Source organism: Methylomonas sp. LWB (assembly GCF_001856095.1).
Classification (GTDB): domain Bacteria; phylum Pseudomonadota; class Gammaproteobacteria; order Methylococcales; family Methylomonadaceae; genus Methylomonas; species Methylomonas koyamae_A.
Window position 1 is genome coordinate 1 of the sequence record NZ_MKMC01000039.1, and the last position, 14,525, is coordinate 14,525.

A 14,525-nucleotide genomic window follows, 5' to 3' on the forward strand; every position below is an offset into this window, starting at 1 on the left:
AAGCCGATACTTGCAATCAGAAGCGCCCGCCGGCTCATTGATAGCCTACTTCAACGCGACGATTTTGTTGCCATGCGGATTCGTCATGACCGGAAACCGCCGGTTTCTCTTCGCCGTAGCTGACGACTTCCAACTGGCCGGAACCGACCCCTTGGCTACGCATCATCCGTTCGACCGACTTGGCGCGTTGTTCGCCCAATGCGATGTTGTATTCGCTGGAACCGCGTTCGTCGGCATGACCCGCCAAAATCACGTGTTGATTCGGGTGGGAGGCCAGATAACGGGCGTGAGCGGCAACGACCGGCACATAGTCTTGTTTGACTTGCGCGCTATCCAGTTCGAAATAGATCACTTGCTTGGACAACGGGTTGTTCGGATCGCTGAATTCCGGACCCAGATTCGAACCGGAGTTGAAGCCGTTACCGGAGCCGAATTGGCTGCCGGACATCGAGCCGTCGTTGTAGCCGCTGGTAGAGGCATCAGTGCCTTGGGTTGCGTCGCCCAAACCGTTCTCGCTTTCGTCGGTCGAGCTACATCCGCTTGCCAAAACGGCGACCATCGCCAAAGCCAGAGTTTTTTTGCTAAGTGTCATGCTGTTCTCCAAATAAAAAATCAAAGTCGATAATCGATAGTTTGCAGGCTATCGCTCGGGCGATCAAGGTGCCCAGGCCGGCTCGCGAACCCCGCCGTTCTCGAAGGCCAATTTCTGCTGCATCGCACCATCGGTGGATACGACGGACAGCGCCGACTTGCCGCCGCGCGTCGCCGCGAACAAGACCATGCTGCCGTTGGGCGCGAAGCTCGGCGACTCGTCCAATCGGCCTTCGGTCAGCACGTTGACGGTCCGAGAGGCCATATCCATCACCGCGATCCGGTAATCGCCGCCGCTACCGGTCACCATCGCCAAACTGCGACCATCGGCCGAGAAGCGGCCGCGAGCGTTGTAATCGCCCTGGAAGGTCAGGCGACTGGCTTTACCGCCAGACGCCGGCATGATGTAAAGCTGCGGTTTACCGCCTTGGTCGGACGTGAACACGATCGAACTACCGTCCGGCGACCAAGTCGGCTCGGTATCGATCGACAAACCGGACGTCATCCGAGTCAAACTGCGGCCGGACAGATTCAGCACGTAAATATCGGGACTACCATCCTTGGACAAAGTCATCGCCAAGCGACTGCCGTCGGGCGAAAATGCCGGCGCGCCGTTGATGCCGGGATAGGCCGACACGCTCTCGCGCTGACCGGTAGCCAGGGTTTGGATAAAAATTTCCGACCGCTTGGTGTGGAACGATACGTAAGCGATCTTGCTGCCGTCCGGCGACCAGGCCGGCGCCATGATCGGCTCCGGCGACTCGGCGATCGTGCGCGGATTGTAGCCGTCCGCGTCGGCCACTTGCAGCATGTATTGCTTGCCGTTGCCGCGCGCCACGCTGGTCACGTACGCGATTCGAGTATTGAACGCGCCCTTGCGCCCGGTCAGTTTTTCGTAGATCAAGTCGCTGATATGGTGGGCGGCGCGGCGCAATTCGTTGGCGCCGGCGGTCAGCCGGTAACCCATCAACAATTGGCCGTTATGGACATTGAACAAATGGAACTGAATGTTGAAGCTGCCGCCGTTGCCGACGACCTGGCCGATGACGACGTAGTCCTGGCCTAATACCTGCCAATCCTTGAAATTGACGCGTTCTGGCTCGGTCGGCTTGGTCAACATATCGTCTTCGGACAGGGTTTTGAAAAAACCGCTGCCGCCCAAGTCGGCGCTAACCACATCCGACAATTTGACATTGCCGACGGCGCCCTGCTGACCGAACGGGACGATGGCGATGGGCACCGCAGTTTGCGAGCCCTTGGTGATTTCTATTGTCAAACCGGCGGCCTGAGCGACGGAAAGTATCGAAGCCAACAGGCCGACGACTAATATTCGGGGGATTAACATCATTTTCTAGGGTTCCGTTACGGGTTATTCCGGCTTAAACACAAAGGTAAATACTCTAAATTCCTGATTGAACAGATTCCTGTCCTGCGGGACCGGCAATGGCGACGCTTTTCTAACGGCGTTTTCGGCAGAACGATCGAAAATCGGGTCGCCGCTGCTGCTAACGACCACCGCATCCATGACATCGCCGCTAGCCAGCAATTTTACCTGAATTGTACATTTCAAGCCCTGCGTCGCGCTGATCGGCCTCGTCCAAGCGCCCTCGACCTTACGGGCGATCGCGTCCTTGGCGGCCGAGCTGGCTTGCTTATCCGACTCGGCTTTCGCGGCCGCCGCGGCAGCGGCTTCAGCCGCCTTGCGTTCCTGTTCGGCTTTTTCGGCGGCGGCAATCGCGGCTTGCCGCTCTTGTTCGGCCTTGGCTTTGGCGGCGGCCTCGGCGGCCAAGCGCTCTTTTTCAGCCTTTTCCGCTTTTTCGGCCGCCAACTTGGCCTGACGGTCTTTTTCGGCTTTGGCTTTAGCCTCGGCTTCCGCCGCCAAGCGCTCCTTCTCGGCTTTTTCGGCGGCGAGCTTTGCTTGGCGGTCTTTTTCGGCTTTCTCGGCAGCCAGTTGTTTTTCCCTTTCAACTTTGGCCCGCGCTTCGGCTTCGGCGGCTTGCTTGGCTTTTTCCGCGTTCAGCGCGGCCTGCCGGTCTTTCTCAACCTTGGCCCTTTCCGCCGCCAGTTGTTGCTCTCGTTCGGCCTTAGCTTTGGCTTCCGCCTGTTTTAACTGTTCCTGCCGCTTCGCTTCCTCGGCTTTTTGTTCCTGTAGCTTTTTTTGCTGCTCCAGTACTTTTTGCTCCTGCAGCTTCTTCTCTTGCTCCAGTTTCTTGCTTTCGGCTTCTTGTTGTTGCTTGAGCTTGGCCTCTTCCGCCAGTTTTTGTTCCTTGAGCTTGGCTTCGCGCTCCGCTTCCTGCTGCTTCTGCTTTTCCAGCTGTTTGAGTTTTTCGACTTCCCGTTGCTTTTCCAGCGCCGCTTGCTTTTCCAAGGTCGCTTGCTTTTCCGCGATTTCCCGTTGCTTCTCCAGTTCGGCCTGTTTCTGCTTCTCGGCGGCTTCCTTGGCTTTTTTCTCTTCCAGAGTTCGCCGTTCCTTGGCCTCCTCTAGCTTTTTTTCCTCTTCCTTGCGCTTGACTGCCAGTTGTTCCTGCCGCTTTTGCTCTTCCAAAGCCTCTTGCTTTCGGCGCTCCGCCGCTTCTTGAATTTTCTGTTCTTCCAGCACTCGCTGTTTTTTGGCTTGCTGTAAGGCCTGTTCTTCGGCTTTCCGGGCATTTTCCAGTTGTTGTTGGTGCTCGACCTCGGCTTGATGCTTATTGGCTTCGTTTTGTTTCAAGCGCTCGGCTTCGGCATCGATTTCGGCGCCGTCGAGGATCGTGGCTTCGATAACTTCAGCCGGCGGCGCGGTCTGAGCGGTATCGCTGTCGGTCAGGAAGCTGATACTGAACAGCAACACGATCAATATATGTAAAGCGACCGCCAGGACAAACGAGGGTTTGAAATTTCTCATGCGCTATCGTTATTTACTCTCGGGCGGGGGCGAGGTCATCAAACCAACCTTGGGGGCGCCGGTTTTTTTCAATTCGACCATCACTTTTACGATGCTGCCGTAATCCACTTCGTGGTCGCCGCGCACGTAAAGCTGGGCTTTCGGATTGTTTTTGAACACGGCGGCAACCCGAGTCTTGACGGTATCGACATCGACCGCCGTATCGGCCTCTTCGTCGCCATTGCCGATATCGACGTAAAGACTGCCATCCTTCTTGATCGACACGATGACCGGGACTTGATCCTGTAGATCGACCGACTCGGCTTCCGCTTGCGGCAGCTCGACATCGACGCCGGTCTGGACCAGCGGCGCGGTGATCATGAAGATCATCAACAAAACGAAGGTGACGTCGATGTAAGGCACGACGTTGATTTCGGCCATGACGCCGCGTTTTTTCCGCGATCTGCGATTGCTGCCACCGACGTTCATTTGCTGTGCGCCTGTCTTTGCAAAAGGACCACGAACTCGTCAACGAACAACTCGTAGCGACCGGCCAAGCGATCCAATCGAGTCGAGAAACGGTTGTAGGCGATCACCGCCGGAATCGCCGCGAACAAGCCGATCGCCGTCGCAATCAAAGCCTCGGAAATACCCGGTGCGACGTTGGATAAGGTGGCATTCTTGATTTCGCCCAGCGCCCGAAACGAGTTCATGATGCCCCAAACCGTGCCGAACAGACCTATATACGGACTGGTCGAACCGACGGTAGCCAGAAACGGCAAGGTCTCATCCAGCCGATCCAGTTCGCGCGAAAGTTCGATGCGCATCGCCCGTTGCGCGCTTTCCACTTGTACCGACGGCTCGACGTCGCCTTTCTGGCGCATCCGCGCGAATTCGCGATAGCCCGCCAAAAAGATTTTTTCGATGCCTTCCGGCTCGAAACGGTCGCTGGACATTTTTTTATACAGTTCGGCCAGACCGACTCCGGACCAGAATTCGTCCTCGAAATCGTCGGTAATCTCGATCGCCTGCTTCAACTCCTTGCGTTTGGAGAAGATGAAAGTCCATGAAGCAACCGACGCCGACAGCAAAATGAACATGACGAACTGAACGACAAAACTGGCTTCTTTAACCAGCGTCAGGATGGATAAATCGGTATTCATCAGTTTAGGGTTTCCAAAATGGCAAGGGGAATCGGTTTAGGTTTCATCGTTTGCGCGTCGAGACAGGCAATGCGAATCTCGCCGCTGGCTAATTGGTCTTGGCCGCGCATCAGGGTTTGAGCAAAGGTCAGATTGGTTTTTTGATGCTCGACGACCGAGGCGGTGGCCTGCAGCAAATCGTTAAAGCGAGCCGGTTTCAGGTAATCGACCCTGACCGAACGGACCACGAAAATCAGATTTTGTTCGCGTAACAGTTGGTCTTGCTCGAAGCCGCGATCGCGCAACATTTCGGTGCGGGCGCGCTCGAAAAACTTCAGGTAATTGGCGTAAAACACGACGCCCCCGGCATCGGTATCCTCGTAGTAGACGCGGACCGGCCAACTGAATGCGCTATTTGACAAGGTCATAAACTAAAGATGTCGTCGCTGCCCGGTTCTTGGTTGGGCGCCGGCAAACCGAAGTGACTGTATGCTTTGTGCGTGACTACCCGCCCTCGGGGCGTCCGCATGATAAATCCCTGCTGTAACAAATAAGGTTCCAATACGTCTTCGACGGTGCCGCGCTCCTCGCTGATGGCCGCCGCCAAGGTATCCAACCCGACCGGCCCGCCCTGAAAGTGTTCAATCATCGCTAAAAGCAATTTACGATCCAACATGTCGAAACCGTGTTGGTCGATTTTCAACATCGCCAAGGCCCGCTGAGCAATATCCCGATTGACGACCCCGTTTCCCATTACCTCGGCAAAATCGCGTACCCGTCTCAAGAGACGATTGGCGATTCTGGGCGTACCGCGCGAGCGGCACGCGATCTCGTCGGCACCACCGCTGTCCATGCCGATGCCGAGCATGGCCGCGGAACGCGTCACGATACTGGCCAGTTCCTCGATGCTGTAAAACTCCAGGCGTTGCACGATCCCGAAACGGTCTCTGAGCGGCGAAGTCAGCAATCCGGCCCGCGTAGTCGCGCCGATCAGCGTGAACGGCGGCAAGTCCAGCTTTATCGACCGGGCGGCCGGACCTTCGCCTATTATAATATCAATTTGGTAGTCTTCCATAGCCGGATACAGCACCTCTTCGACCGCCGGACTCAAGCGATGGATCTCGTCTATGAACAATACGTCGTGCGCTTGCAGATTGGTCAGCAAGGCCGCCAAATCGCCGGCTTTGTCGAGCACCGGCCCGGATGTCTGCCGAATGCTGACATTCATTTCGGCGGCGACGATATTGGCCAGCGTGGTTTTTCCCAAACCCGGCGGCCCGAAAATCAGTACGTGATCCAAAGCCTCGGCACGACTAACCGCCGCCTGGATGAAAATCTCCATTTGTTGGCGCAATTCGGTTTGCCCAACGTAATCCTTCAATCGGCGCGGTCGGATGGCGCGATCTTGACGTTCTTCGTCGCCACTGCCGCTGGCGCTGATCAGCCGATCGCTCTCTATCATTTAACGGCTCCGCGCAAGGCCTGGCGAATGATGTCCTCGCAGCTTTTATCGTCTTCGGCCACCGCTCGGACCATTTTTTCGGCTTCCGACGACTTATAGCCGAGCGCGCAGAGAGCGCTGACGGCCTCTTGCCTAGCTCCGGCCGGCATGCGTGCCGCCGCTTGCTGGGTCGTCCGCGACGCGGGCTCACCGATGTCCGGTAGCCGGCCGCGCATTTCGATAATCAGTCGCTCCGCCGTTTTCTGGCCGACGCCTGGCAAACGCACCAAACTCTTGGCGTCGTTATCGTCGACACAACGGTAGAACTCGTCGATGCTTTGGCCGGACAATATCGTCAATGCCAATTTAGGCCCTACGCCGTTGACTTTAATCAGGGTTTTGAACAGCAAACGCTCGTTTTCGGTCGCGAAGCCGAACAGAATATGCGCGTCCTCGCGCACCACTAGGTGGGTATGTAAACGCACCTCCTCGCCCAAAGCCGGCAAATCGTAAAACGTGGTCATCGGCGCCTCGACTTCGTAGCCGACGCCTTGCACGTCCAAAACCAATTGCGGCGGCGCCTTGTGGATTAATTTACCGCGCAGAAATCCGATCATGCGCCGGCCCTCGCCAAACGCAAAGCGGTTTCTCGATAATGGCTGTGGCACAACGCTATCGCCAACGCGTCGCTGGCGTCGATTTGCATCTCGCCTTGGATTCCCAGCAGTATTTTGACCATGTGCTGAACCTGAGTCTTGTCGGCATTGCCCTTGCCGACCAGAGCTTGTTTGACTTGGCGGGCGGCGTATTCGTGTACCGGCAAATCCAGGTTCATCGCCGCGCAAATTGCCGCGCCGCGCGCTTGCCCAAGCTTCAAGGCCGAATCGGCGTTCTTATGCATGAAAACTTGTTCGATGCCCATCTGCTGTGGCTGATAAAGCGCGACGATTTCACTGACTCCGTCGAAAATCTGCTTCAACCGGCTCGGAAAGTCGTTGGGAAGCACACGGATGCAGCCACTGGCAATATAGCGAACACCGCGAGGTGTGGTCTCTATCACACCGTAACCGGTGATCCGGGAGCCGGGATCTATGCCGAGTATCCTGATCAATAGCGGGCCAGGGAACGGGTTAAAAAGAACTTAATCATTGCCGAGCGACATCATGATGTCGTCGCTGATATCGGCATTGGTATAAACGTCTTGTACGTCGTCCAGATCTTCAAGACGATCGATTAATTTAAGCATTTTCTCGGCCGCTTCACTGTCCAGATCGGTTTTGACATCGGCGTGCATGGTCACTTCGGAATTTTCCGCCACCAAGCCCACCGCCGCCAACGCTTCCTTGACGTTCAAGTAATCGTCGGGCGCGGTAAAGACGTCTATCGAACCATCGTCGTTGGTTACAACGTCTTCCGCGCCGGCTTCCATCGCGGCTTCCATCACCGCATCCTCGTCGACCTCGCTCGAAAAACCGATGATCCCCACTTTGCGGAACATATAAGCCACGGAGCCGTCGGTACCCAGATTGCCGCCGTGTTTGGAGAAGGCATGCCGCACATCGGCGACGGTACGGTTGCGGTTGTCGGTCAGACAGTTAACCATTACCGCCGTGCCGCCCGGACCGTAGCCTTCGTAGCGCACTTCTTCGTAAACCACGCCATCCAAAGCCCCGGTGGCTTTTTTGATCGTATTGTCGATGGTGTCGCGCTTCATGTTGGCGCCCAAGGCCTTGTCGATCGCGGTACGCAAGCTAGGATTATTGGCCGGATCGCCACCACCGGAGCTTTTGGCCGCGACGGTGATTTCCCGAATGAGCTTGGTAAAAATCTTACCGCGCTTGGCGTCTTGAGCGCCTTTGCGGTGTTTGATGTTTGCCCACTTACTGTGCCCAGCCATGCTATCCCTCTGAAACCTATAAAAAACCGAGAATTCTACCACCCTAGCGCCCGCTAATCGACCCTAGCCTTACAGCAAATAAGGCAAAACGGCCATCAGCGACGGTTCGATAACATAACAATCCGCCTCGGCCTCGACCATAGGGCGCCGCACGACCCCGCCGAAACCCACCATATAAGCGCCGGCCTGTTTTGCTTCCAGATCGGTTTTTCCGTCACCGACCATCGCCAGCGCGGCGTGGCGCATTCGTAGCCTGCGACAAATTCTGGCTTTCCCGCCGCTAACCGCCAGCGGCGAATGCACCGCAAATCCGAGATACTGACCGACAGCGTCGAATTCGACGTCAACCGCATGTACATTGGCCTCGGGTATCCCCAAGTAGTCCGCCAACGGCAAAATCGCTTGGCGCAAACCGCCGCTGACGATATGTATTTCCTTGCCATGCGCCAACAGCGAATCCACGGTTTCCTTGACGCCGTCGACGATTTCATCGAGATACAATTGTGCCAACCAAGCAATCGCCGCCCTGTCCGGCCGAATTAATTCCAAGCGCTTGGCATACACCTCTTCCAGGGGTAACTCGCCATTCATCGCCGCGTCGGTTAGCGCCGCCACTTGCTCGAACAAGCCGTTGCGCCTAGCCAACTCGTCGATTCCCTCGACTCTGCTCAAAGTACTATCGCAGTCGAAACAGATAACATCAAACTTCATAACACGATTTGCCTTGCCGTTTGTACCGCGGGCACGTCGCAAACGGCCTGCAGCAATTGTGGATTTAACGGATTGGATACGCTGATCGCCATCATCGCCGATTGCTGGCGATCGGCATTGCTGACCTGCATCCGAGTGATATTGATGCCGGCCCCGCCCAATATCGAGCTAATAGCGGCAATCACCCCCGGCCGGTCGTGATGACGAGTAATCAGCAGCACGCCTTCCGGGACCACTTCAATTTCGAAATGATTCATACTGACCAACCGCGGATGCTGATCTCCAAGCAATGTTCCCGCCAAAATCACTGAATGATCACCGCAATGACCGGTAATCCGAATCAACGATTGGTATCCTTCCGATAATTCACTTTGAGACTCGAGCAAAACGATGCCTTGCCGCTTGGCGATCCGTTCGACATTGACCCGGTTCACCGGTGACGACAATTGCCCGGCCAACAAGCCGATCAGTGCTTCGGCGGAAATCGGCCGAACCTTGGCATACGCGGCCTTACCAAACAACGCCACTTCCAAGCGCTCGATCGGCTGATCGAGCAACTCGGCCAGCACCTTCCCGAGTATATTAGCCAAGCGCATAAAGGGTTGAGCCAAATTCAACTCCTCACTGGACACTCTGTCCAGATTCAGCGCATTGATGGCTTCGCCGGTTTGTAAATATTGGGTCACTTGCCTAGCGATTTCAACACTGACCGCTGTTTGCGCTTCCTTGGTCGAAGCCCCGAGATGCGGGGTAAAAACGACGTTATCCAATTCAAACAAAGGATGTTGTTGCGGCGGTTCTTGCTCGAAAACATCCAACGCCGCGCCCGCCAATCTTCCGGAATGCAACGCTTGAAACAGCGCCTGTTCATCGACTAGCCCGCCCCGCGCGCAATTGATCAAACGCGCACTTTTTTTCATCGCCGCAAATTGATCGGGCCCGAGCACATGGCGCGTTTTTTCTAGCAAGGGACAATGCAGGGTCAAGTAGTCGGCTTGCCGGACCAAACTATCGAAATCCATCATCTCGACGCCGTACTTGCTGAAAATTTCAGGCGCCACGAACGGATCGTGGGCAATGACCCGCATCCCCAATCCATGCCCGCGTAGTGCGACTATGCGTCCTATCGTGCCAAAACCGAGAATGGCAAGCGTCTTATGAGCGATCTCGCTTCCCATCAACTTAGACCTTTCCCATTTCCCGGCACGCACCGATTGATTGGCGGCCGGCAAATTCCGACTGAGCGAAAGCATGTGCGCAATGGCGAGCTCCGCGGTTGTCGTGGCGTTGGCATCGGGGGTATTCATAACGATAATGCCGCGCTCGGTCGCGGCATTGAGGTCTACGTTATCGACGCCGATACCGGCGCGACCGATAATTTTTAAATTTTTCGCGGCGGCAAGTACTTTAGCGCTGACCTGGGTCTCGCTACGAATCAGTAGCGCATCGTAATCCGCAATCAATTCACAAAGCTCGTCCTCGGTCAATCCGGTTTGAATTCGAAGCTGCAAACCCGGTTGCGCCGTCAGAAAGTTAATACCTTCTTCGGCCAATCTGTCCGAAACCAAGACTTTTTTCATCGTTCCCACCGCAATGCCAAGCATAACGGGCATTCTAGCAGCTTTGCTATAATCGCCGGACCGCCCCGATTGAAAAAACCCATGACACTGAAGACCGCGCTGTTCGCTTTGCTGCTATTTGGCGGTGCCGCCGGAATTTTCCAGCTAATCGACCAAACATCGCTCGCGCCCGACCACACTTTTACCTCGTTAAACGGCGAGCAAATTTCGTTGCGGCAATTGCATGGCTCACCGGTATTGGTCACGTTTTGGGCGACGGACTGCGCCAGCTGCCTTTCTGAAATCCCCACCTTGATCAATTGGCATCATCGATTTGCCAACCGTGGCTTGAAAATTATCGCGGTAGCGATGTATTACGATCCCCCGAATCGGGTATTAGAACTAACGAGAGAGCGAAAGCTACCCTACGACGTTGTGTTGGATGTCGACGGCAGCGGCGCTGCTGATTTCGGTAACGTAAACTTAACCCCTACGACATTCCTAATCGACAGCACGGGGAAATTAATTCTGCATCAAGTTGGAATGGGTGACTTAGTCGAGTTGGAAGCTCGCATTTCAACGTTGTGAGTAAGCGCCCTTTAAACCACGCGATTGACTTTTCGGACAAAGCGATAGCGACATCGGCAGTCTCGCCGGTACCCGACGATTAATGGCCGGGATAATCGCCTATTGCGCTCCGTCATAGGTATCCACCTCGTTATCAGTGAACACTATCTCCGCTTGCTTCGATCTGCGGATATAGATGCGGTTAATAAACCGCTTACTTTAAAACCTAAGAGTCAGCCGATAAACCGTTTATCTTCATCCTGCGGAGCAGCTCGCGTCCCCAGCCTTCGCAAACTAGGGTCGTGTAGGCTGAGGTAAGGGCGCGATTTTTCCTGAAATAGGCGACGGGATTAAATTACCCGTCCAATATTCGCCGAAATTACAGCTGGATTTGTCCTCAGCGGAAGACACTCCGCTGGGTGCCGAAGGCTACGTAATGGTCATTGCGTAGCAGGAGAAGACTCGGTTAAAGCCGATCGATCGGGGAAACCCTAGACCGGCTGTTATTGCCGAGAAGTCAGATCGCTTGGCCTTGTTTTTCGATGGTCACGACAATCGATTTTTGTTGGCCGCTCGGACTGGTTTGAGTAATGACGACTTGCAGCGGCAATTGCGCGGCACCAGCGTTGTCGGTACTAAAACTTAAAGAGTGGCTATTGAAATTCAGCCAAGCCGGTAGCGGTTCGCCGTTACCCATTTTGGCTGTAACGGTGCCTTCGCCGGCCGTTGTAGACAATGCGCCGGCGGGCAGCGCAAAGCTGAACCCGCTCGAGTAATCGCTCACCTCGACATGGGCGACGATCTGCACCTGACTTCCCGCTACCAGGGTTTGAGACGCCAATAAATGCACGGTATTGCTTAACTGAGTCGGCGCTTCACCGCCCGTCGCCATGCCGCTTGCGGCGTTCCCGCCGCTATTGATCCCCGAGTCGGCGATACTGAATTGCACGCTGCGGTTGCTGTCGGTACCTCGCAGCGCGGACATGGCCAAGCCGGTAGTCCGTCCGCCGCCGCCGCCACTGCCGGTATTGTTACTATTCGAACTTCCGCCGTTATCCGGTACCACGGTGCCAGCGTTAACGGTCTCGGTCGGCGCTGGGGTATTGACCGTAGGCGGTTGCAGAATGGTGACCATTGGGTTGCCGCCGGCTAATGTGTAATTGCTGGCCAAGCCGCCATTACCACCGTCGGCCAAGGCCAAAGTCCCGAGATCGACCGGTTTATCGATACCCGCGCGATTATCCGACATTAAACCCGCGCCGCTCAGCAACAGGGTTTCGTTACCGACCAAGGTGCCTAAATTGAAAATGTCGGAATTCACCACATTGCTGCCGTCGAACACTCTCGAACCGGTTAAATGGATGACGTAGGGCAGAACGGTGCTGGTGGTGTTGTCGCTATAACTGATTGAGTAATTGTTGCCTCCGTTGCCGTCGGAAACACTAATTCCGCTAACCGTCACGGTGCTGCTGCCGTTGGCGTTTTTATCGGTAAACGTGTACACGCCGCCGGATAAACTATCCGAGCCGAAGAGCTGACTACCGCTGCCGGCTTTGACGATCGGTGTTCCCGAGGCGGACGTGGTGCCGTCGTATGTTTTGATGACGTCGCTGGTGGTCAAAACCAAATTGGCTTGGCTAATGTCGGCGCTAAGATCGCCGCCGATCAAGGTATAGTTGCTGGCCAGACCGCCGTTGCTTCCGTCGGCCAACGCCAAGGAGCCCAAACTTACGGTTTTACCGGTACCAACGTTTTTATCGCCTAAGGCGCCCGCCCCCGTGAGGATTAAAGTCTCGCCACCGACCAGACTTCCGGTGTGCAAATCCCCGGCGGCGACAGCTGTGGTACCGTCATAACTCCGGCCTCCACTCAGGTTCACGACAAACGGGTTGATCGTGCTGGTGGTGTTATTCAGGTAGGACACCGAGTAATTATCGCCGGAATTGCCATCGTTCACGGTGACAGCGGCAACCGTGACGGTTTTGGTGCCGATACCGACATTTTTATCGGTGAAGGCAAACGAGCCGCCGATCAGGCTGTCGCTACCGTAGAGTGTGCCGCTCGAGACGATCGCGGTGCCGATTGCCGACGTATTGCCATCGTAGGTTTTACTGACGTTTTCGGTGCCGACGGTCAAATTTGCCGCGGAGATGGTGGCGTTATGGGTGCCGCCCGTCAGGGTATAGTTGCTGGCCAAACCGCCGTTACTGCCGTCGGCCAGCGCCAGACTGCCCAGCGCCAAGGACTTACCGACCCCTACGTTTTTATCCGCCACCGTGCCGGTACCGGTTAGATTCAAGGTTTCGCTTCCGACCAGAGTGCTCATGGCAAAAATATTGGCCGCCGCGTTGGTACTGCCGTCGTAGCTGCGATTGCCTGTCAAACTGACTGTGTAGGCCGTCACATCGGCGCTACGCGTACCGCCGACCAACGTGTAATTGCTAGCCAAACCGCCGTTGCCGCCGTCGCCCAAGGCCAAGGAGCCAAGCGCGACCGTTTTACCGGTGCCGACATTTTGGTCCGCGACGCTTCCGGCGCCGGTCAGAGTCAATGTTTCACCGCCAACCAGAGTAGAGGTCGTCAAACTGGCTGCATTGATGACTGTGGTGCCGTCGTAGGTACGGCTACCGGTCAGATCGACCGTGTAGGCCCCGATGTCGGCAGTATGGGTGCCGCCGCTCAGCGTGTAGTTGCTGGCCAAGCCGCCGTTCGTGCCGTCGGCCAGCGCCAAAGTGCCCAGCGTCACCGCTTTGCCGGTGCCGACGTTTTTACTGGCAATGGTGCCGGTGCCGCTCAGGTTCAGGGTTTCGCTACCGACCAAACTCCCCGCCGAGAAGATGCCGGCCGCCACGTTGGTGCTGCCGTTATAGGTCCGGCTGCCGGTCAGGCTGACAACGAAGGGCGTGATGGTGCTGGTGGTGTTATTGGCATAGCTCACCGAATAGTTGGCGCCGCTGTTGCCGTCGCTGACGGTCACCCCGCTCACGGTCACCGTCTTGTTGCCGCTGCCGACGTTTTTGTCGCTAAAGGCAAAGGTGCCGCCGCCGAGGCTGTCGCTGCCGTACAGCGAGCCGCTCGTGATGGTTGCGGTGCCGGCCGCACTGGTGCCGCCGTCGTAGGCTTTGCTAACGTCGCTGGTGCTGACGGTCAAGCTGGCGGCTGAAATATCCGCGGTATGGGTGCCGCCGCTCAGCGTGTAGTTGCTGGCCAAGCCGCCGTTCGTGCCGTCGGCCAGCGCCAAAGTCCCCAGCGTCACGGTTTTGCCGGTGCCGACGTTTTTGCTGGCAATGGTGCCGGTGCCGCTCAGGTTCAGGGTTTCGCTACCAACTAAACTCCCCGCCGAGAAGATGCCGGCCGCCACGTTGGTGCTGCCGTTATAGGTCCGGCTGCCGGTCAGGCTGACAACGAAGGGCGTGATGGTGCTGGTGGTGTTATTGGCATAGCTCACCGAATAGTTGGCGCCGCTGTTGCCGTCGCTGACGGTCACCCCGCTCACGGTCACCGTCTTGTTGCCAGCGCCGACGTTTTTGTTGGTGAATGCAAAGGTGCCGCCGCTGAGGCTGTCGCTGCCGTACAGCGAGCCGCTCGTGATGGTTGCGGTGCCGGCCGCCGTGGTGCCGCCGTCGTAGGCCTTGCTAACGTCGCTGGTACTGACGGTCAAGCTGGCGGCTGAAATATCCGCGGTATGGGTGCCGCCGCTCAGCGTGTAGTTGCTGGCCAAGCCGCCGTTCGTGCCGTCGGCCAGCGCCAAAGT

Annotated in this window: 14 protein-coding genes; 1 reads left to right on the top strand and 13 read right to left on the bottom strand. The window is 56.5% G+C overall.

From position 1 onward, the window contains the following. Positions 1 to 34 precede the first annotated feature (34 nt). The 12 genes from pal to serA all read right to left on the bottom strand — a co-directional run bounded on the left by pal (position 35) and on the right by serA (position 10,225). Positions 35 to 592: a peptidoglycan-associated lipoprotein Pal gene (gene pal, locus BJL95_RS15990; protein WP_071159363.1), complete on the bottom strand. Its 558-nt coding sequence runs from the start codon at positions 590 to 592 to the stop codon at positions 35 to 37. Positions 593 to 655: 63 nt separating this feature from the next. Next, complete coding sequence (tolB, locus tag BJL95_RS15995; protein ID WP_071159365.1) at positions 656 to 1,939, bottom strand: Tol-Pal system beta propeller repeat protein TolB; 1,284 nt, start codon at positions 1,937 to 1,939, stop codon at positions 656 to 658. A 21-nt stretch (positions 1,940 to 1,960) separates the two neighbouring features. After that, on the bottom strand, positions 1,961 to 3,475 hold the full coding sequence (gene tolA, locus BJL95_RS16000) for a cell envelope integrity protein TolA (protein WP_071159367.1): 1,515 nt from the start codon (positions 3,473 to 3,475) through the stop codon (positions 1,961 to 1,963). A 9-nt stretch (positions 3,476 to 3,484) separates the two neighbouring features. Continuing rightward, entirely contained in the window at positions 3,485 to 3,895 is a 411-nt protein-coding gene (gene tolR / locus BJL95_RS16005) for a protein TolR (protein WP_254786824.1), read from the bottom strand. Positions 3,896 to 3,939: 44 nt separating this feature from the next. Next, the gene (gene tolQ, locus BJL95_RS16010) at positions 3,940 to 4,617 is read right to left on the bottom strand and encodes a protein TolQ (RefSeq protein ID WP_064030723.1); all 678 of its coding nucleotides are present in this window, start codon (positions 4,615 to 4,617) and stop codon (positions 3,940 to 3,942) included. Beyond that, positions 4,617 to 5,024, bottom strand: a complete 408-nt coding sequence (ybgC, locus tag BJL95_RS16015) for a tol-pal system-associated acyl-CoA thioesterase (RefSeq protein ID WP_064030724.1) — start codon at positions 5,022 to 5,024, stop codon at positions 4,617 to 4,619. Before ybgC ends, tolQ begins: the two co-directional genes overlap by 1 nt. Next, positions 5,021 to 6,058 (bottom strand): Holliday junction branch migration DNA helicase RuvB, encoded by a 1,038-nt coding sequence (ruvB, locus tag BJL95_RS16020; protein WP_064030725.1) that lies wholly within the window; start codon positions 6,056 to 6,058, stop codon positions 5,021 to 5,023. The genes ybgC and ruvB overlap by 4 nt, the downstream gene beginning before the upstream one ends. Further along, a complete protein-coding gene (ruvA, locus tag BJL95_RS16025) occupies positions 6,055 to 6,654 on the bottom strand; it encodes a Holliday junction branch migration protein RuvA (protein WP_064030726.1) in 600 nt (199 codons plus the stop codon). Before ruvA ends, ruvB begins: the two co-directional genes overlap by 4 nt. After that, positions 6,651 to 7,148, bottom strand: coding sequence for a crossover junction endodeoxyribonuclease RuvC (ruvC, locus tag BJL95_RS16030; protein ID WP_064030727.1), 498 nt, complete (start codon positions 7,146 to 7,148; stop codon positions 6,651 to 6,653). Before ruvC ends, ruvA begins: the two co-directional genes overlap by 4 nt. 30 nt (positions 7,149 to 7,178) lie before the next feature. Further along, positions 7,179 to 7,934, bottom strand: coding sequence for a YebC/PmpR family DNA-binding transcriptional regulator (locus BJL95_RS16035; RefSeq protein ID WP_064030728.1), 756 nt, complete (start codon positions 7,932 to 7,934; stop codon positions 7,179 to 7,181). Positions 7,935 to 8,003: 69 nt separating this feature from the next. Continuing rightward, positions 8,004 to 8,645, bottom strand: coding sequence for an HAD-IB family phosphatase (locus BJL95_RS16040; protein ID WP_064030729.1), 642 nt, complete (start codon positions 8,643 to 8,645; stop codon positions 8,004 to 8,006). Further along, a complete protein-coding gene (serA, locus tag BJL95_RS16045) occupies positions 8,642 to 10,225 on the bottom strand; it encodes a phosphoglycerate dehydrogenase (RefSeq protein WP_064030740.1) in 1,584 nt (527 codons plus the stop codon). Before serA ends, BJL95_RS16040 begins: the two co-directional genes overlap by 4 nt. Before the next feature lie 69 nt (positions 10,226 to 10,294). Here serA and BJL95_RS16050 point away from each other — a divergent pair, with 69 nt between their 5' ends. Next, on the top strand, positions 10,295 to 10,792 hold the full coding sequence (locus tag BJL95_RS16050) for a TlpA disulfide reductase family protein (protein ID WP_254786825.1): 498 nt from the start codon (positions 10,295 to 10,297) through the stop codon (positions 10,790 to 10,792). A gap of 496 nt (positions 10,793 to 11,288) precedes the next feature. Here BJL95_RS16050 and BJL95_RS25235 read toward each other — a convergent pair. After that, positions 11,289 to 14,525, bottom strand: a 3,237-nt coding sequence (locus tag BJL95_RS25235; RefSeq protein WP_217631697.1) for an S-layer family protein, incomplete at its 5' end; no start/stop codon positions are given.